The sequence below is a fragment of the Pseudomonas sp. genome (assembly GCF_049653025.1).
GTDB lineage: Bacteria > Pseudomonadota > Gammaproteobacteria > Pseudomonadales > Pseudomonadaceae > Aquipseudomonas.
The window spans coordinates 71,314-90,268 of the sequence record NZ_JBASFM010000017.1; the positions used below are offsets into that span (position 1 = coordinate 71,314).

The window sequence follows — 18,955 nt, forward strand, 5'->3', positions numbered from 1 at the left end:
AACTCGTGCAGCCCGGCCCCGGTCTCGCCTTTGCCTCAACCCTTCCCACTCAGGATGTCCGCATGGCCTTGCAATTGACCTTCGGCGAAGCCAGCGCCATTGGCCCACGCAGCGAGAACCAGGACGCCATCCGGGTCGTCACCCCTGCACCCGCCTTGGCGGCGAGCAAGGGCTACCTGTTCGCCCTGGCCGATGGCGTCAGCCAGTGCGCCGACGGCGGTCTGGCCGCACGCGCGACCTTGCAGGCGCTGGCCCTGGACTATTACTCCACCCCGGAAACCTGGGCGGTCACCCAATCGCTGGACCGCGTGCTGGTGGCGCATAACCGCTGGCTGCAAGCCAACGGCGGCGGCCAGCCCCTGCTGACCACCCTCAGCGCGCTGATCCTGCGCGGCCGTCGCTTTACCCTGGCGCACGTTGGCGATTGCCGCGCCTATCGCTGGCTGGGCGGCACGCTGGAACGCCTCAGCGAAGACCATGTCTGGGAGCAACCCGGCATGCAGCATGTACTCAAGCGCGCCATGGGCCTGGATCAGCATCTGGTGATGGATTACCTGGACGGTGAACTGCGCCAGGGCGAAAGCTTCGTACTGGTCAGCGACGGAGTCTGGGCGACCCTCGGCGACGCCGGCATCCAGCGTATCCTCCACGATGAGCAGGAACTCGAGGCCGCCAGCCGCGCGCTGGTCAATGCCGCGCACCTGGCCGGCAGCCAGGACAACGCCAGCGCCCTGCTGCTGCGCGTCGATGCCCTGCCGGAAAGTGATCTGGCCGATACCCTGGCCCAGCTCGAACACTGGCCTTTGCCACCGAAACTGCGCGATGGCCAAGCCTTCGAAGGCTGGCAGGTCGAGCGCCTGCTGGCAGAGTCACGCCAATCACTGGTCTACCGCGTGCGCGACAACCAGACGCGGCGCTGGCTGCTGAAAACCCTGCCGAGTGGGCGCAGCGACGAACCGCAAGCCGGCTCTGCCCTGCTCCTCGAAGAATGGTTTCTGCGCCGCGTGTCCGGGCGCTTCTTTGCCGACGTGCACCCGCTGCCACAGCGTCAGCACCTGTATTACGTGCAACGCGAATACGCCGGGCAAACCCTCGCCGAACACCTGCGCCTGAGCGGCCCGCTGGGCCTGCCGGAGTGGCTGGACATCGCCCCGCGCCTGATCAAGGCTCTGGGCATGCTGCACCGGCGCAATATCCTGCACCGCGACATCAAGCCGGAAAACCTGCTGTGGGGAGACGATGGCGAGCTGCGCGTGCTGGATTTCGGCCTGGCCTACTGCCCAGGCCTGAGCCGCGACGAAGCCTGCGACCTGCCGGGCACCCCCAGTTATATCGCCCCCGAAGCGTTCAGCGGAGCCGCCCCCACGCCGCAGCAAGACCTCTACAGCGCCGGCGTAACCCTCTACCACCTGCTGACCGGGCATTACCCCCATGGCGAAATCGAGGCGTTCCAGCACCCGCGTTTTGGCCAGGCCACACCTGCCAGCCGTTACCGCCCTGACCTACCCAGCTGGATCGACGACAGCCTGGGCCGCGCCCTCAGCGCCGATCCCAAGCAGCGTTATGAAACCGCCGAAGAGTGGCTGCTGAGCCTCGAACAGGCGGAACGTAAATCCCTCAGCAGCCGACCACGACCGCTGCTTGAACGTGAGCCGCTGCGGGTCTGGCGCGGCGTGGCGCTGTTCTCCCTGCTGCTCAACCTGGCGCTGCTGGTCTGGTTGCTGTAGCTGGATAAACCCGCACGCGCACCAAAGCAGCGCAATCTGCATTGAAAAGGTGCGCAATAGCGCCGCGACCTTTACTGCAAGTCGCTGAAAAGCCTTTAAAAACGCCAATAACAGAAGTTGGCACAAGCCCTGCTAAGGCAATTGCATAATTTAATAAAGCGCAGCCTTCAACGAAGAGGGCCGCACTTCCCGATAGAACGGGACTTGGACAAAGGCGTCCTCGCTAGGTGACTAGCGGGACGCCTTTTTTGTTTTATGGCCGGCCATCCCTGGCAGCCACTTTTCGAGTCGTCGCGGAGCAACGCTAAAAAATGCTCCCGACATTTTCCCCGTGATTTCTATACGCAGGAGATAGCCGGCATGAAAAAACTCAAGCTGGTCATGGTTGGTAACGGTATGGCCGGGGTACGGACGCTGGAGGAGCTGCTCAAGCTCGCCCCCGACCTCTACGACATTACGGTGTTCGGTGCCGAGCCGCACCCGAACTACAACCGCATCCTGCTCTCGCCGGTACTGGCCGGCGAACAGACCTTTGAGGAGATCATCCTCAACGACCTCAACTGGTATGCCGAAAACAACATCCAGCTGATGCTCAACCGCAAAGTGGTCAGCATCGACCGCAAGAAGCGCGTGGTCATCGCCGATGACGGCAGCAGCGCCGAATACGACCGCCTGCTGATCGCCACCGGTTCCAACCCCTTCGTTCTGCCGATTCCAGGTAACAAGCTGGAAGGCGTGATCGGCTACCGTGACGTGGCCGACACCCAGACCATGATCGACACCGCCAAGACCCACAGCCACGCCGTGGTCATCGGCGGCGGCCTGCTCGGCCTGGAAGCGGCCAACGGTCTGAAGATGCGCGGCATGGACGTGACCGTGGTGCATCTGTCTGACTGGCTGCTGGAGCGTCAACTGGACAAAACCGCTGGCAAGCTGCTGCAAACCGCGCTGGAAGCGCGCGGCATTCACTTCCGCCTCAATGAGCAGACCGAAGAGCTGATGGACAACGGCGACGGCCGCGTCTGCGCCGTACAGTTCAAGGGCGGCGACGTGATCCCAGCCGACCTGGTGGTGATGGCCGCCGGTATCCGCCCCAACACCGAACTGGCCGAAAAAGCCGGCATTCCGTGCAGCCGCGGCATTCTGGTCAACGACACCATGCAGACCTACGACCCGCGCGTGTATTCGATTGGCGAATGCGCCAACCACCGCGGCATCGCCTACGGCCTGGTCGCGCCACTGTTCGAGCAGGCCAAGGTCTGCGCCAACCACCTGGCCCAGCTTGGTTTCGCCCGCTATCAAGGCTCGGTGACCTCGACCAAGCTGAAAGTTACCGGCATTGACCTGTTCTCCGCCGGCGACTTCATGGGCAGCGAAGGCACCGAGACCATCACCCTCTCCGACCCGATTGGCGGCGTGTACAAGAAGCTGGTGGTAAAGAACGACATCCTCGTCGGTGCCTGCCTGTATGGCGACACCGCCGACGGCGGCTGGTACTTCCGCCAGGTCAAGGAGAACGCCAATATCAGCGAGATCCGCGATCATCTGATGTTCGGCGAAAACGCCCTGGGCGACGTCGGCCACCAGGGTCAGAGCAGCACCGCCAACATGCCCGACAGCATGGAAGTGTGCGGCTGTAACGGCGTGTGCAAAGGCACCATCGTCAAGGCCATCCAGGAGAACGGCCTGTTCTCGGTGGATGAGGTGAAGAAGCACACCAAGGCCGCCAGCTCCTGCGGTTCATGCGCCGGCCTGGTCGAGCAGATTCTGATCAGCACCGTCGGCGGCGCCGCCGATGTGAAGCCGAAAAGCGAGAAAGCCATCTGCGGTTGTAGCGAGATGAACCACGGGCAGATCCGCCAGGCGATTCGCGACCAGCATCTGATCACCATGGCCGACACCATGAGCGCGCTGCACTGGAGCACGCCAAACGGCTGCGCCACCTGCCGTCCGGCGCTCAACTACTACCTGATTTCCACCTGGCCGGGCGAAGCCAAGGACGACCCGCAGTCGCGCCTGATCAACGAACGCGCCCACGCCAACATCCAGAAAGACGGCACCTACTCGGTAGTGCCGCGCATGTGGGGCGGCGTGACCAACCCGTCTGAGCTGCGTCGCATCGCCGACGTCGCCGACAAGTACAACGTACCGATGGTCAAGGTCACCGGCGGTCAGCGTATCGACCTCTTGGGCATCAAGAAGGAAGACCTGCCGGCCGTGTGGAAGGAGCTGGACATGGCCTCGGGCCACGCCTACGGCAAATCCATCCGTACCGTGAAGACCTGCGTGGGTAGCGAGTTCTGCCGCTTCGGCACACAGAATTCAACCCAGCTGGGCATCGATCTGGAACACGACCTGTTCAATATGTGGTCGCCACACAAGGTCAAGCTGGCCGTCTCCGGCTGCCCGCGCAACTGCGCCGAGGCCGGTATCAAGGACGTCGGCATCATCGGCGTGGACTCCGGCTTCGAGATGTACATCGGCGGTAACGGCGGGATCAAGACCGAGGTCGCCGAGTTCTTCGTCAAGGTGAAAACCGCCGAAGAAGTGCGCGAATACAACGGTGCCTTCCTCCAGCTGTACCGCGAGGAAGCCTTCTACCTGGAGCGCACCGTGCACTACATGCAGCGCGTCGGCATGGAGCACATCAAGAAGGCCGTGCTGGAAAGCGAGGACAACCGCAAAGCGCTGAATGCGCGCCTGCAGTTCGCCCTGTCGTTCGAGCAGGACCCGTGGAAAGAACGCATTGAAACCCCGCAACTGAAAAAAGAGTTCGACCGCATCAGCGTCGTGCAAGTCGAGGAGGCCACCGTATGAATTGGCTGGATATCTGCGCCCTGGAAGAAATCAACGTGCTCGGTTCGCGCATCATCAGCGGCCCGAAAGGCGATATCGCGATCTTCCGTACCAGTGACGACGAAGTGTTTGCCCTCGATGACCGTTGCCCGCACAAGGGCGGCCCGCTGTCTCAGGGGCTGATCTACGGCAAGCGCGTGGCCTGCCCGCTGCACAACTGGCAGATCGAGCTGGAAAGCGGTGTGGCGGTCGCACCGGATGTCGGCTGTGCGCACAAGCATGAGGCCAAGGTGGAAAACGGTCGCGTGCTGCTGGCCCTGAAAGTCGCCACCGCCGAGTGCGCATAACAGGCCGCTGAAAAGCGTTGGCGAGGCAGCCAGCGCAAGGCAAAAACAGGCGAAAAAGCGGAGTTTACTGCTGTAAATGAGCATTTTGAGCCTGTTTTTAACGCCGCGATGGCAACGCAGGTAGTTTTTCAACAGCCTGATAACCCTGTAGGCGCGGAGCAATCCGCGCTTGCACACGGAGAAACGGCCATGGCCAATCAAATCACCGCTTCGACCTGCTGCTACTGCGGTGTCGGCTGCGGCGTGCTGATCGAACACGACGGCGAGAAGATTCTTGGCGTCGCAGGCGATCCCAGCCACCCGGCCAACCTCGGCAAACTCTGCAGCAAGGGCGCGAGCCTGCACCTGACCGGCGACCTCGCCGCCCGCGCGCTCTATCCCGAGCTGCGTTTGGCCAAGGGCCTGGCGCGTTCGCGCACGGATTGGGACAGCGCCCTCGATCACGCCGCCAATGTATTCGCCGAAACCATCCGCGAGCACGGCCCGGACAGCGTGGCTTTCTATATATCCGGCCAGCTGCTGACCGAGGATTACTACGCCTTTAACAAGCTGGCCCGCGCCCTAGTCGGCACCAACAATATCGACAGCAACTCACGGCTGTGCATGAGTTCGGCCGTGGTCGGCTACAAGCGCAGCCTGGGTGCCGATGCGCCGCCGTGCAACTACGAGGACATCGAGCAGAGCGATTGCGTGCTGATCGCCGGCAGCAACATGGCCTACGCCCACCCGGTGCTGTTCCGCCGCCTGGAAGAAGCCAAAACCAAGTGCCCGCAGATGAAGGTCATCGTCATCGACCCGCGGCGCACCGACACCTGCGACCTGGCCGACCTGCACCTGGCGATTCTGCCCGGCAGCGACGTGGCGCTGTTTCACGGCATCCTGCATATCCTGATGTGGGAAGGCTGGATCGACCGCCGTTATATCGATGCCCACACCGAGGGCTTCGACGCCCTGAAAAGCCTGGTGCACGCCTACAACCCGCAGATGGTCAGCGAGCTGTGCGGCATCAGCGTGGAAAGCTTGCAACAGTGCGCCCAGCTGGTCGGCCAGGCGCCGAGCTTTCTCTCGCTGTGGTGCATGGGCCTCAACCAGTCCACCGCAGGCTCAGCCAAGAACAGCGCGCTGATCAACCTGCATCTGGCCACTGGGCAGATCGGCAAAGTCGGCAGCGGCCCGTTCTCCCTGACCGGCCAACCGAATGCCATGGGCGGCCGCGAAACCGGTAGCCTGAGCAATCTGCTGCCAGGCCACCGCGAAGCCGCAAACGCCGAGCACCGTGACGAAGTCGCCCGCTACTGGGGCGTCGACGCGCTGCCAGAAAGTACCGGCCTGACCACTGTCGAGCTGTTCGAAGCGGTGCGCGTCGGCCAAATCAAGGCCCTGTGGATCGCCTGCACCAACCCGGCGCAATCCATGCCGGACCAGACCAAGGTGCATGAAGCCCTGGCCGCCTGCCCCTTTGTCGTGGTGCAGGAAGCCTTCTTCACCACCGAAACCTGCCACTACGCCGACCTTCTGCTGCCAGCTGCCAGCTGGGGCGAAAAAGAAGGCAGCGTGACCAACTCCGAGCGGCGCATTACCCATGTGCGCCGCGCCGTGCCAGCGCCCGCCGAGGCGCGGCCGGATTGGGCGATCACCACGGATTTCGCCCGCCGCTTAGAACTTCTGCTCCGCCCCGGCCTGCCCAGCCTGTTCACCTTCGACAGCCCTAACGCGCTGTTCGAGGAATACAAACACCTGACCGCCAAGCGCGACCTCGACCTCTCCGGGCTGAGCTACGCGATTCTGGATAACCAAGGTCCCCAGCAATGGCCGTTCCCGGCCGGCGTTACTCAGGGAACTGCGCGCCTGTATGGCGATGGCCAGTTCCCAACTGCAAACGGTCGTGCGCAGTTTCAGGCCGAGCCGTTCCGTGCGGCCAAGGAAAAACGCGAGACGCGCTATTCCCTGACCCTCAACACCGGTCGTCTGCGTGACCAGTGGCATGGCATGAGCCGCACCGGCTCCGCCGCACAACTGTTTGGTCACGCCCCTGAAGCGCTGCTCAGCATGCACCCGGATGAACTGCGCCGGCGTCGCCTGCAGAGCGGCGACCTAATCAAGGTGCGCAGTCGCCGCGGCAGTCTGATCGTGCCGGTAGTGGCCGATGAGTCGGTACGCAGCGGCCAGGCGTATATGCCTATGCACTGGGGCAATCGCTTTCTCAAGGGGCTGGGCACCAACGTGCTGACCCAGCCGGCATTCGATCCGCTGTCTAAACAACCGGAACTGAAACATGCCGGCATCGAAGTGGAAAAGGTCGAGCTGCCCTGGAGCTTCTTTGCCCTGGTCGAAGGCGATGTGCAGTCGCGCTTCGAGGCATTGCGTCCGTTATTCGAAGAGTTTGCCTACGCCAACCTCACCCTCACCGGTCGCGAGCGCCCTGCTCTGTTGATCCGTGCGGCCTGCGCGGTGGCACCCGAGGCCGAATTACTGGCACAGATCGACCGCCTGCTCGGCCTGACCAAGGGCCCGGTACTGGCCTATGACGACCCGCGCAAAGCCGTCGGCAAGCGCGTACGCATCGAAGACGGCCGCATCACTGCGATCCGCCTGGCCGGTGAAACTGCCGCCCGCGACTGGCTGAAAACCCTGTGGAGCGAAGGCCAGGCCGATGCCGACCTGCGCCGCTGGCTGCTCGCCCCAGTATCGACACCACCGGGCAGTGCCAGCACTAAAACCGCCAGCAAAACCCTGTGTAACTGCTTGAACGTCAGTGAAGCCACGGTCTGCGCCGGTATCGCCCGCGGCCTCGACCTGAATGGCCTCAAGCAGGAGCTGAAATGCGGCACCAGCTGCGGCTCCTGCGTACCAGAAATCAAACGACTGCTGGCGACACAAACCGTGTCCGCCGTAGCGAATGCCTGAGGAGATCAACATGAGCGCAAAAGTCTGGCTGGTAGGCGCAGGCCCAGGTGATCCGGAGTTGCTGACCCTCAAGGCGGTAAGAGCCCTGAATCAGGCTGAGATCGTAATGATCGACGACCTGGTCAACCCGGCGGTGCTGGAGCACTGCCCTAACGCGCGGATCATGCCGGTGGGCAAGCGCGGCGGCTGTCGCTCCACCCCGCAGGCCTTTATCCATCGGCTGATGCTGCGCTATGCACGCCAGGGCAAATGCGTGGTGCGCCTGAAAGGCGGCGACCCGTGCATCTTCGGCCGCGGCAGCGAAGAAGCCGACTGGCTGAGCGAACACGGCATAGAGGTGGAAATGGTCAACGGCATCACCGCAGGTCTGGCTGGAGCGACCAATTGCGGTATTCCCCTGACCTTGCGCGGTGTAGCCCGCGGCGTGACCCTGGTCACTGCCCATACCCAGGACGACAGCAGCCTCAACTGGGCGGCCCTGGCCCAAAGCGGCACCACTCTGGTGGTGTACATGGGCGTAGCCAAGCTGCCGGAAATCCGCGAAAGCCTGCTGGCCGGCGGTATGCGTGCCGACATGCCGGTGGCACTGATCGAGAACGCCTCGCTGCCGCAACAACGCGAGTGCCGCAGCTCACTCGCCGCAATGCAGCAGGATGCCCATGACTTCCAGCTGAAAAGCCCGGCCATTCTGGTGATCGGCGAAGTCGCCGCCCAGCGGCAGGTAATGGCTACGGCCATGAGTGCATAACCGCTTCGCGCTCCTGCGGAGTTGTTCCCCTTGCCCGCCCCAAGCGGGCTTTTTTATGGCGGGTCATCGCGCGCGACGTTAAAACTATTTTCGGCAATTTTTTACAGACATAAAAAAACCCGGCCGAAGCCGGGTTTTCTATAAAGCCAGATCGATTACTGCTTGATCTGAGCTTCTACTTCAGCTTCTACACGGCGGTTAACAGCGCGACCGGAATCAGTGGCGTTGTCAGCAACCGGGCGAGCTTCGCCGTAGCCAGCAGCGTTAACGCGGGCAGCGTCTACACCGTACTGGTTGACCAGAACGTCACGAACGGCGTTAGCACGGCTCTCGGACAGATTCTGGTTGTAGGCGTCGCTGCCTTTGGAGTCAGTGTGACCTTCAACCACGGTGGTGGTCTGTGGGTACTGCTTCATGAAGTCAGCCAGGTTCTTGATGTCGCCGTAGCTTTCTTCTTTGACGCTGGATTTGTCGAAGTCGAACTTGACGTCCAGTTCAACGCGAACCAGTTCCATCGGCTCTTCAGCAGCAACCGGGGCAGGAGTCGGCTCAGGAGCAACTTCAGCAACCGGAGCCGGCTTGCTGCCGCCACCGAAGTTCATGCCGATACCGACGCTTGGTGCCCACTCGGTGTCGCCTTGGTCGATGTTGTACTGAGCTTCAACGCCAGCACGGGCGTAGAAGTTGTCAGTGAAGTAGTACTTGGCACCGCCGCCAACGTTGGCGAAGGTGGAGCCGTTACGACCGTCACGACCGGATTGACCGATGCTCTGGTCCGAGAAACCGGCGGAAACGTAAGGACGCAGAGCGTCGCCAGCGTTGTTGAAGTGGTACAGAGCATCCAGGGCAGTGTTCGAGCCCTTGATGTTGCGACCGTCTTCGCCACGAGCGTTGTGCACTTCATCGTAGCCAAGGCGCAGTTCAACGTCGTCGGTCAGGTAGTAACCGATGCTGCCGCCAAACAGATTGCCGTTGTTCTTGAAATCACGGGCGCTATCGAAGAGTTCCTTCTTAGCGAAGCCCTCCACTTCTACAGCGCCTTGACCCTGAGCCATCACGCAAACGGAAGAAGTGGCGAGCAGCGAGCCTATGACAACGCCTAAAGTGTTTTTCAATTTCATTACTAAAATCCCTATCTTGGTGGTCAGTAAGTTGTCTGACAGACGCAAGACAACTCAGCCGGCGATTCTATCAGAATTAGCCGCTAATTATGATGTTTTTATCCCAACTAAGTTTCGGCGCTGTCGGAAAATTTATCGCGAAGGCGATCAAGGGCGCGTTTGTAGCGCATTTTGGTGGCGCTCAGGCCCATATGCATGATGTCGGCGATCTCTTGAAACTCCAGTTCTGCGACAAAACGTAGCACCAGAATTTCCCGATCAATTGGGTTTACATGCACCAACCAGCGGTCTAAACCGCCTTTGTCTTCGGGCTTTGGCGTCTTTTCTTCGGACGCCTCTTCAAGCGGGTCAAGACTCAAGGCATCCAGCAAACGGCGCTTACGGCGCTCTTTGCGATACTGAGTAATACACTCGTTATACGTGATGCTATATAGCCATGTTTTGAACTTGGACTTACCTTCAAAGTTCTTCAGGCCATACAGAACCTTAAGCATGACTTCCTGGCATACATCGTCCGCATCGCGATCGTTACCCAAGTATCGCGCGCACACATTGAACAACGTGCGCTGATAACGACGCATCAATTCTTCATAGGCGCGAGTGATATGGAATAACTCGTCGTGGGCACGCGCCACCAACTCTTCGTCCGAGAGTTCGCGGGGGTCGTAGCGCAAAGACACAGATTGGGCTTTATTCAAAACGAGTCGGGCCGACAGTCAGGACAAAGGCCAACGCAACCTGAATTCAGGCTGCGTGATTGGCCGCATACAATAGCAGGGATTGGCCTTAGCGGCTGCTTACCTGCTGCTCGAGCAAGGTACGGTTGGCCACTGAAACCAGCTCGCCGGCTTCCGTCAGCAGCGTGGTTTTGACCGTACCGATTTCCTCGATCTGCCCTTCGACCGCACCAACCTGCACTTGTTGCCCAACCTCATACAACTCGCGCACATAAATACCGGCCAGAATCTGGCTGGCAATGTCGCGACTGCCCAAGCCCAGCGCCAGAGCGACAGCCAAGCCGACCGAGATCAACACAATGGCGATCACGTTGTTGAGCAGGTCAGTCTTGACCTCCAACTGACCGATTGCCACCGAGATGCTGATGATGATAACCAGCCCCTGGGCAACACGCCCCAGGCCATTGGCGTAGTCCAGACCAACGCCTTCCGCCGCGCCACGTACCAGGCCGCTGACCAGTTGTGCCAGCAATACACCGGCAAGCAGCACCAGCGCCGCGCCGAAGACTTTTGGCAAGTACAGCGCGAGCACGTCGAGGGTCGCGGAAACCCGCTCAAGGCCCAGGGACTCGGCAGCCGTGACCAGGAAGATCAGCAGCACGAACCAATAGACGATCTTGCCGATCAGGGTCGATACCGGCACCTGAATGCCGGCGCGGCTCAGCAGCTTGGTCAGGCCGGTACCCGCCATCAGGCGATCTAGGCCGATTTTTCCGAGCAATTTGGACAACAGGGTATCGAGAAACTTAGCCACCACGAAACCCAGCAGCACCACCACCATGGCCCCAAACAGACGCGGGATAAAGGCGGCAATCGGAGTCCAAACACCGGCCATCGCGTCAACCAGAACTTGAGTAAATTCCATGCTCAGTCAGCCTTATCAGTCGAACTAGTTGAAGGTTTACGGCGAGAAACCGGCGCAACATGCGCCGAGCCGTTGTTCAGCGCGATCATCAGCGCACTCGCCCAGTGCCCCATCAACGCAAACAAATCACCCGCCCCAACCTGACGATTGGCGGTCTTGAGCACACGATGCAAGCAGGCATCATCGTCATGACTCGAGGTGGGCGACTTGAGCAAGTCGCGCAGGGATTCTTCGAAGGGGTCGTGCATGGCGCACCTCAGGGTATGTGACGGCTAGACGAGGCGAAGCCCGTACAAGTCACATCAGATCCAGCGCAAACGGCGAAACAGCAACCACTGGCCAAAGGCCACGGCCGCCACCAATGAACAGGCCAGGAGAAAGCCATAAGGGCTTTCGGAGCCAGGAATACCGCCAACATTGATGCCCAGCAGGCCGGTCAGAAAGGTCATCGGCAGGAAAATTCCGGTAATGATGCCGAAACGGTACATGGTGCGGTTCATCCGCTCATCCATGCGCCGGTTCTCCGCCTCAAGCAGCAGGCTGACGCGCTCGCGGCTCAGCTCAAGCTCTTCCAGGTAACGGGTCAGACGGTTGTTCAACTCGTTCCAGTAGCCGCTGTCAGCGCCAACGAACCAGGCCTGGGCGCTGGCCGCCAATTGCGCATAGATATCGCGCTGCGGAGCCAGAAAGCGCCGCAGACCGGCGGCACGTCGGCGCATGTGCAAAAGCCCAGCGTGGTCGGGCGCCTGCCGCTCATCGGCATCCATTCGCTCCTCTTGCTCGTCAATACGCTCGGACAACTCAGCGAGCAACGGCTCGACCTTGTCCGTCAGGTAGTGCGCCAGGCTGAGAATTAGCTCGGCGGCGGTTTTCGGCCCACGCCCGGCAGCCAAATCCTCGATCAGCACATCGGTTGCATGCAACGGGCGCAGCCGCAGGGAGATCGCGCGGCGCGTGTCGGCGAATATGCGCACCGACACCATGTCCTCGGGCTCGGCACCCGGGTTGAGGTTGAGGCCGCGCAGGAACAGCAACAGCTGCTGCTCAGGCATGGCCAGCAGTCGCGGTCGGGTGTTTTCTTCCAGCAGCAGGTTGCAGGCGAACTCGCTCAAGCCGCTGTCGCTGCGCAACCAGCTCTGGGTGTGCGGGTGACTGCGGTCCCAGTGCAACCAGAGGCTTTCCTGCTCGGCCAGCACCAGGTCCTGCAAGTCTTGCCGGGCGATGCCGCGCGCACCGCCCTGACCATCCAGGACGAAGGCGTGCACCAGGCCCCACTGCGCGTTGTCGTCCTCGTAGCGTGCGGCTTCCTGCAAAATCAACTCACTCCGGCATTTGCAGCGTAGAGGGCGAGATAATCACGCCATTGTTGTCGGCGTAGATGAACTCGCCCGGACGGAAGGTCACGCCACCGAAAGTCACGGGCACGTTGAGGTCACCAATGCCGCGCTTGTCAGTTTTCATCGGATGGCTGGCCAGCGCCTGGATGCCCAGATCGGTCTGCGCCAGGACATCGACATCGCGCACGCAACCGTAAACCACAATGCCTTCCCAGCCATTCTTGGCCGCCTTTTCGGCGAGCATGTCACCGAGCAGCGCACGACGCATCGAGGCCCCGCCGTCGACCACCATCACCTTGCCCTTGCCTGGCTGCTCGACCTGCTCCTTGACCAGCGAGTTGTCCTCGAAGCACTTGATGGTGACGATCTCGCCACCAAAGGAATCGCGGCCACCAAAGTTGCTGAACATCGGCTCAACCACCTGGACCAACTCCGGGTAGGCATCGCACAGGTCGGGAGTGATGTAGTGCATGGCAAAGCTCCTTAAGAGAGGGATGGACGTATAAATCGCTGCAGGCCAGATACTAGTCGCAAAGCTTAATCCGGCGAAACGGCTTTGTTGCGCTCTAGCTCGGCACTTTCAACCTTGGCGGCGACCTCGGCAGCCACCTGCGGGCTTTTACGCAGCCACTGCTCGACCAACGGCCAGACTTCACGCTGTGCCTCTTTGCTGACCAACATTTCAACATGGCCGAAATCGCCGCTGAAACCATGTTTTTTACCCAGACAGAGAAACTCGCTCAGGGGCGAACCAAACTGTTTGAGTAATTTCTGGCAGGCCCACGCCGGGTCCTGGCTATCACCCAATGCCGCCACCGCCATGACCGGTACCCGCACCTCGGCCAAACCCGCCCACCAGTCGCGGTCAGCATCGCCGAAACGGCCAAACAGGCCATGCCAGCGCAGGCTCTCGACGGCCAGGCCAATCGGCTCATCCTCGGGGCCGCGCTTGAGCCGGGAACCGGAAATGGCGGAGAAACGCTTGAGCAGAAAACGCCCACCCCACTCCACTGGCGGAATCTTCAGCGGCCAGTAGACGCGGCTGATCTGACTGCCGAACAACACACTGGAGGCGACATTCGACTCATTCAGATAACGCCCACCCAGCGCGCCGGCAAGAATGATCCCACCCAGGGAGTGGCCCAGCCAGTGGGCTTTCTGTGGGTTCTGCTCATAAACGAACGAGGCAATCGCCGGCAGGTCATAGCGCACGTAATCGCTGACGGTGTTGCGTTGATAGTCGCGGTTACGCGGCGACAAACCGTGGCCACGCATCTCGGCGATCCACACATCAAAACCGGCGCGCGCCAGATACGGCCCCAGGCCAATGCCTTTAGGCGAATACCAGAAGCGCCGGTTGGAGAAACTGCCGGGAATCAGAATCACCGGCACGCCGCGATCCTGCTCATGCCCGGCACGCCCCAGGCGCGTCAGAGCCAGTTCGACACTACTATCCGGACTGTTGCCGGGCTTGAGGCGATAGATATCCTCACTCAAGTCACCGCGAAATTCCGCGCTGATCAAGGCGACGGGGAAAAGCTCACTGCTGCTTTGCATCTTCGCTCTGGCACAAAAAATTGTCGGGAGCAATTTTTAACGTCGCTCGCGACGACCCGAAGGGTGACTGCCAGGAAAGGCAGTCATAAAAAAGGGCAGGATCAACCCGCCCTTGGATAGAGATTTAGCAGCGTTAATCAGGCCGGCGACTGACCTTCGGCCAGGAAGAACCAGGTATCGAGCACCGAATCCGGGTTCAGCGACACGCTTTCGATGCCCTGCTCCATCAGCCAACGCGCCAGATCCGGATGATCTGAAGGACCCTGACCACAGATGCCGATGTACTTGCCGGCCTTGTTACAGGCCTGGATGGCGTTGCTCAGCAGCTTCTTCACCGCCGGATTACGCTCATCGAACAGGTGCGCGACGATGCCGGAGTCGCGGTCCAGGCCCAGGGTCAGCTGGGTCAGGTCGTTGGAGCCGATGGAGAAACCGTCGAAGAACTCAAGGAACTCTTCAGCCAGAATCGCGTTGGACGGCAGCTCGCACATCATGATGACCTTGAGGCCATCCTGACCGCGGGCCAGGCCGTTGGCAGCGAGCAGGTCAACCACCTGGCTGGCTTCGCCGAGGGTACGCACGAACGGCACCATGATTTCGACGTTGGTCAGGCCCATCTCGTTGCGCACTTTCTTCAGCGCACGGCATTCCAGCTCGAAGCAGTCGCGGAACGATTCGCTGATATAACGCGAAGCGCCACGGAAGCCCAGCATCGGGTTCTCTTCTTCCGGCTCATACAGCTTGCCGCCGATCAGGTTGGCGTATTCGTTGGACTTGAAGTCCGACAGACGCACGATGACCTTCTTCGGCCAGAACGCCGCGGCCAGGGTGCTGATGCCTTCGACCAGCTTCTCGACGTAGAAGTTGACCGGATCGTCGTAACCGGCAATGCGCTTGTCGACGCTGTCTTTGATTTCTGGCGGCAGGCCAGCGTAGTTCAGCAGCGCTTTCGGATGCACGCCGATCATGCGGTTGATGATGAACTCCAGACGCGCCAGACCAACACCTTCGTTGGGCAGTTGGGCGAAGTCGAAGGCACGGTCCGGGTTGCCGACGTTCATCATGATTTTGAACGGCAGCTCAGGCATGGCATCGACCGAGTTCTTGCGAATATCGAAGCCCAACTCGCCTTCGAAGATAAAGCCGGTATCGCCTTCGGCGCAGGAAACCGTCACGCCCATACCGTCTTTCAGTACCTGGGTGGCGTTGCCGCAGCCGACTACCGCCGGAATACCCAGCTCACGGGCGATGATCGCGGCGTGGCAGGTACGCCCGCCACGGTTGGTGACGATGGCGCTGGCGCGCTTCATCACCGGCTCCCAGTCCGGGTCGGTCATGTCAGAGACCAGTACGTCACCGGGCTGGACTTTGTCCATCTCGGACACGTCATGGATCACCCGCACGCGGCCCGCGCCGATCTTCTGACCGATAGCGCGACCTTCCACCAGCACGGTGCCAGTTTCCTTGAGCAGGTAGCGCTCCATCACATTGACGTTGGTGCGGCTTTTCACCGTCTCTGGGCGCGCCTGGACGATATACAGCTTGCCGTCATCACCGTCTTTGGCCCACTCGATGTCCATCGGACGACCGTAGTGCTTCTCGATGATCATCGCCTGTTTGGCCAGCTCGCTGACCTCGGCGTCACTCAGGCAGAAGCGCGCACGCTCGGCGCGATCGACATCGACGACCTTGACCGATTTGCCGGCCTTGGCTTCGTCGCCGTAGATCATTTTGATCGCTTTGCTGCCCAGGTTACGGCGCAAAATCGCCGGGCGACCGGCTTCCAGCGTCTGCTTGTGTACATAGAACTCGTCAGGGTTGACCGCACCCTGCACCACGGTTTCGCCGAGGCCGTAGGCGCCGGTGATAAACACCACGTCACGGAAGCCCGACTCGGTGTCCAGGGTGAACATCACGCCGGCGGTGCCGGTTTCCGAACGCACCATGCGCTGCACACCGGCGGACAGGGCGACCAGTTTGTGGTCAAAGCCCTGGTGCACGCGGTAAGCGATGGCGCGGTCGTTGAACAGCGAGGCGAATACCTCTTTGGCCGCGCGGATCACGTTTTCCACGCCACGAATGTTCAGGAAGGTTTCCTGCTGGCCGGCAAACGAGGCGTCCGGCAGGTCTTCGGCGGTGGCCGAGGAGCGCACGGCAACCGCCATATTGTCGTTACCACCGGCCATTTCAGCGAAGGCGGTGCGGATCTGCGCGTTCAACTCTTCGGGGAACGACGCATCCATCACCCACTGGCGAATCTGCGCGCCGGTCTTGGCCAGGGCGTTGACGTCATCGACATCGAGGGCATCCAGCGCGGCATGGATCTGCGCGTTCAGACCGCTCAGCTCGAGAAAGTCCCGGTAGGCCTGGGCTGTGGTGGCGAAACCACCGGGCACCGAAACTCCGGCACCGGCTAGGTTGCTGATCATCTCGCCCAGGGAGGCGTTCTTGCCCCCTACGTGCTCAACATCGTGGTTGCCGAGCTTATCGAGGGAAACTACGTACTCTACCAAGGTGATCTCTCCACTAAATGTTGGAAAAGCTCAGAACCCATTCAAGGCTCTCTAGGGGCTGGGAAGCTCGGCGGCAGACATGCCCGCACGATTGTGGCCTGGCCCTGGAAAATAAGTAACAATGCCGGCCAGATCGGCCCTGCAACGGCGGGCCTATGATAGCCAAGATTCGTCCTCAGCTTAAGGCCCATGGCGCAAATGAAACGAACCGCTTTTTTCATCTCCGATGGCACCGGCATCACTGCCGAAACCCTGGGCCAGAGTCTGCTGGCACAGTTTGAAACCATCGACTTCACCAAACTCACGCGACCCTACATCGACAGCGTGGAAAAAGCGCGCGCAATGGTACAACAAATCAACACCGCGGCCGAGAAAGACGGCGCTCGCCCGATCATCTTCGACACCATCGTCAATCAGGACATTCGCGACATCCTGGCTGAGTCCGAAGGCTTTATGATCGATATTTTCTCGACCTTCCTCGCCCCGTTGGAGCAGGAACTGACGTCGCATTCCTCCTACTCCGTCGGCAAGTCCCACTCCATCGGCCATAACTCCAATTACATGGAGCGTATCGAGGCGGTCAACTTCGCCCTCGACAACGACGACGGCGCGCGCACCCACTACTACGACAAGGCCGATCTGATCCTGGTCGGCGTCTCGCGCTGCGGCAAGACCCCGACCTGCCTGTATATGGCCATGCAGTACGGCATTCGCGCCGCCAACTACCCGCTGACCGAAGACGATATGGAGCGCCTACAGCTGCCGGCCGTGCTGAAAAAGCACAAGGACAAGCTGTTTGGCCTGACCATCGACCCGGATCGCCTCACCGCCATTCGCCACGAGCGTAAGCCCAACAGCCGCTACGCCAGCTTCGCCCAGTGCGAATTCGAAGTGCGCGAGGTGGAAAACCTGTTCCGCCGCGAGAACATCAACTTTATCAACTCCACCTATTTCTCCGTGGAAGAGATCTCCGCGAAGATTCTGGTGGAAAAAGGTGTTGAGCGCCGCCTCAAGTAACCCGCTCAACCCATTGAAGTCAAAAGAAAAGACTCGAACACATCGAGCCTTTTCTTGTTTATAAACGCTAGAAAGTATCGCCAGGCACCCGCACCCAGCCTTCCATCAATATCCGCGCGCTACGCGACATAATGGCCTTGGTTACCGTCCACTGGCCGTCGACCAGAGCCGCCTGTGCACCCACCCGCAGCGTGCCGGACGGATGGCCAAAACGTACCGCTTCGCGCGCACTGCCACCGGCCGCCAGATTGACCAAGGTGCCGGGAATCGCCGCCGCCGTGCCGATGGCGACCGCGCAGGTGCCCATCATCGCGTGGTGCAGCTTGCCCATGGACAGCGCGCGCACCAACAGATCGACTTCACCGGCCTGCACCGTCTTGCCACTGGACGAGACGTAGTCCTTGGGCTTGGCGACAAAGGCGATCTTCGGCGTGTGCTGACGGGTCGCCGCTTCTTCTGCCGTCTTGATCAGCCCCATGCGCAGGGCCCCGGCCACGCGGATTTTCTCGAAACGCGCCAACTGCTCAGGATCAGCATTGATCTGCTCGCGCAGCTCGGTGCCTTGATAGCCGATATCTTCGGCATTGACGAACACGGTCGGGATACCGGCAGTGATCATGGTCGCCTTGAAGGTGCCAATGCCCGGTACGTCCAGATCATCGACCAGGTTGCCGGTGGGGAACATCGAGCCGCCCTCCTCGCCATCGTCGGACGGATCGAGGAACTCCAACACGATCTCGGCCGCCGGAAAGGTCACTCCATCGAGTTCGAAGTCGCCGGTTTCCTGCACCTGGCCATTGCTGACCGGCACATGAGCAATGATGGTTTTCTGGATATTGGCCTGCCAGATACGCACCACGCATACGCCGTTTTCCGGAATACGTGCAGGGTCAAGCAAACTTGCATGAATGGCGAAGGCTCCAGCGCCGGTCGACAGATTGCCGCAGTTGCCGCTCCAGTCGACGAAAGCCTTATCGATGGAGACCTGACCATAGAGGTAGTCGACATCGTGATCCGGCTGACTGCTTTTCGAGAGAATCACGCACTTACTGGTGCTGGAAGTCGCGCCGCCCATGCCATCGATCTGCGCGGCATAAGGATCGGGGCTGCCGATCACGCGCATAAACAGCGCATCGCGCGCCGCGCCCGGCACCTGGCAGCTTGGCGGCAAGTCCTGCAGGCGGAAGAACACGCCCTTGCTGGTGCCACCACGCATATAGGTGGCGGGCACTTTGATCTGGGGTACATGAGCCATGGACATATTCCTCAAACTGAATTCTTGA

At 60.8% G+C, this 18,955-nt stretch carries 15 protein-coding genes; 6 read left to right on the plus strand and 9 right to left on the minus strand.

The genetic code is table 11. The annotated features are described in order from the left end of the window. Positions 1 to 62 precede the first annotated feature (62 nt). The 5 genes from WBK23_RS14335 to cobA all read left to right on the plus strand — a co-directional run bounded on the left by WBK23_RS14335 (position 63) and on the right by cobA (position 8,525). On the plus strand, positions 63 to 1,727 hold the full coding sequence (locus WBK23_RS14335; protein ID WP_424484606.1) for a protein kinase domain-containing protein: 1,665 nt from the start codon (positions 63 to 65) through the stop codon (positions 1,725 to 1,727). Positions 1,728 to 2,087: 360 nt separating this feature from the next. Continuing rightward, entirely contained in the window at positions 2,088 to 4,544 is a 2,457-nt protein-coding gene (gene nirB / locus WBK23_RS14340) for a nitrite reductase large subunit NirB (protein WP_424484607.1), read from the plus strand. After that, entirely contained in the window at positions 4,541 to 4,870 is a 330-nt protein-coding gene (nirD, locus tag WBK23_RS14345) for a nitrite reductase small subunit NirD (protein ID WP_424484608.1), read from the plus strand. The genes nirB and nirD overlap by 4 nt, the downstream gene beginning before the upstream one ends. A 189-nt stretch (positions 4,871 to 5,059) precedes the next feature. Then, entirely contained in the window at positions 5,060 to 7,777 is a 2,718-nt protein-coding gene (locus WBK23_RS14350) for a molybdopterin-dependent oxidoreductase (protein ID WP_424484609.1), read from the plus strand. 10 nt (positions 7,778 to 7,787) lie between these two features. Continuing rightward, complete coding sequence (cobA, locus tag WBK23_RS14355) at positions 7,788 to 8,525, plus strand: uroporphyrinogen-III C-methyltransferase (protein WP_424484610.1); 738 nt, start codon at positions 7,788 to 7,790, stop codon at positions 8,523 to 8,525. A 155-nt stretch (positions 8,526 to 8,680) separates the two neighbouring features. Here the strand turns inward: cobA and WBK23_RS14360 are convergent, their stop codons facing one another. From WBK23_RS14360 to ppsA, 8 genes are all read right to left on the minus strand, one after another. Beyond that, complete coding sequence (locus WBK23_RS14360) at positions 8,681 to 9,646, minus strand: OmpA family protein (RefSeq protein ID WP_424484611.1); 966 nt, start codon at positions 9,644 to 9,646, stop codon at positions 8,681 to 8,683. A 107-nt stretch (positions 9,647 to 9,753) separates the two neighbouring features. Continuing rightward, positions 9,754 to 10,344: an RNA polymerase sigma factor SigX gene (gene sigX, locus WBK23_RS14365; RefSeq protein ID WP_424484612.1), complete on the minus strand. Its 591-nt coding sequence runs from the start codon at positions 10,342 to 10,344 to the stop codon at positions 9,754 to 9,756. A gap of 88 nt (positions 10,345 to 10,432) precedes the next feature. Next, entirely contained in the window at positions 10,433 to 11,248 is an 816-nt protein-coding gene (locus WBK23_RS14370; protein WP_424484613.1) for a mechanosensitive ion channel family protein, read from the minus strand. A gap of 2 nt (positions 11,249 to 11,250) precedes the next feature. Further along, entirely contained in the window at positions 11,251 to 11,496 is a 246-nt protein-coding gene (locus tag WBK23_RS14375; RefSeq protein WP_424484614.1) for a CrfX protein, read from the minus strand. Positions 11,497 to 11,550: 54 nt separating this feature from the next. After that, entirely contained in the window at positions 11,551 to 12,561 is a 1,011-nt protein-coding gene (locus WBK23_RS14380) for a zinc transporter ZntB (RefSeq protein WP_424484615.1), read from the minus strand. Between the two features lie 7 nt (positions 12,562 to 12,568). Beyond that, entirely contained in the window at positions 12,569 to 13,057 is a 489-nt protein-coding gene (gene rraA, locus WBK23_RS14385; protein WP_424484616.1) for a ribonuclease E activity regulator RraA, read from the minus strand. A 65-nt stretch (positions 13,058 to 13,122) separates the two neighbouring features. Next, positions 13,123 to 14,142, minus strand: coding sequence for an alpha/beta fold hydrolase (locus WBK23_RS14390; protein WP_424484617.1), 1,020 nt, complete (start codon positions 14,140 to 14,142; stop codon positions 13,123 to 13,125). Between the two features lie 137 nt (positions 14,143 to 14,279). Next, a complete protein-coding gene (ppsA, locus tag WBK23_RS14395) occupies positions 14,280 to 16,655 on the minus strand; it encodes a phosphoenolpyruvate synthase (RefSeq protein WP_424484618.1) in 2,376 nt (791 codons plus the stop codon). A gap of 198 nt (positions 16,656 to 16,853) precedes the next feature. On the opposite strand from ppsA, the gene ppsR reads away from it, so the two are divergent. Further along, positions 16,854 to 17,672 carry a posphoenolpyruvate synthetase regulatory kinase/phosphorylase PpsR gene (ppsR, locus tag WBK23_RS14400; RefSeq protein ID WP_424484619.1) on the plus strand — a complete coding sequence of 273 codons (819 nt, stop codon included), beginning with the start codon at positions 16,854 to 16,856 and terminating at the stop codon, positions 17,670 to 17,672. A gap of 67 nt (positions 17,673 to 17,739) precedes the next feature. Here the strand turns inward: ppsR and prpF are convergent, their stop codons facing one another. Beyond that, positions 17,740 to 18,927, minus strand: a complete 1,188-nt coding sequence (gene prpF / locus WBK23_RS14405; protein WP_424484620.1) for a 2-methylaconitate cis-trans isomerase PrpF — start codon at positions 18,925 to 18,927, stop codon at positions 17,740 to 17,742. Positions 18,928 to 18,955 lie beyond the last annotated feature (28 nt).

Excerpts from the sequence above, each read along its gene's own strand:
- cobA (WP_424484610.1), top strand. The coding sequence starts at position 7,788 with ATGAGCGCAAAAGTCTGGCTGGTAGGCGCAGGCCCAGGTGATCCGGAG.
- rraA (WP_424484616.1), bottom strand. The coding sequence starts at position 13,057 with ATGCACTACATCACTCCCGACCTGTGCGATGCCTACCCGGAGTTGGTC.
- WBK23_RS14370 (WP_424484613.1), bottom strand. The coding sequence starts at position 11,248 with ATGGAATTTACTCAAGTTCTGGTTGACGCGATGGCCGGTGTTTGGACT.
- WBK23_RS14335 (WP_424484606.1), top strand. The coding sequence starts at position 63 with ATGGCCTTGCAATTGACCTTCGGCGAAGCCAGCGCCATTGGCCCACGC.
- WBK23_RS14350 (WP_424484609.1), top strand. The coding sequence starts at position 5,060 with ATGGCCAATCAAATCACCGCTTCGACCTGCTGCTACTGCGGTGTCGGC.
- WBK23_RS14390 (WP_424484617.1), bottom strand. The coding sequence starts at position 14,142 with ATGCAAAGCAGCAGTGAGCTTTTCCCCGTCGCCTTGATCAGCGCGGAA.
- prpF (WP_424484620.1), bottom strand. The coding sequence starts at position 18,927 with ATGGCTCATGTACCCCAGATCAAAGTGCCCGCCACCTATATGCGTGGT.
- WBK23_RS14375 (WP_424484614.1), bottom strand. The coding sequence starts at position 11,496 with ATGCACGACCCCTTCGAAGAATCCCTGCGCGACTTGCTCAAGTCGCCC.
- ppsR (WP_424484619.1), top strand. The coding sequence starts at position 16,854 with ATGAAACGAACCGCTTTTTTCATCTCCGATGGCACCGGCATCACTGCC.
- nirB (WP_424484607.1), top strand. The coding sequence starts at position 2,088 with ATGAAAAAACTCAAGCTGGTCATGGTTGGTAACGGTATGGCCGGGGTA.
- nirD (WP_424484608.1), top strand. The coding sequence starts at position 4,541 with ATGAATTGGCTGGATATCTGCGCCCTGGAAGAAATCAACGTGCTCGGT.
- WBK23_RS14360 (WP_424484611.1), bottom strand. The coding sequence starts at position 9,646 with ATGAAATTGAAAAACACTTTAGGCGTTGTCATAGGCTCGCTGCTCGCC.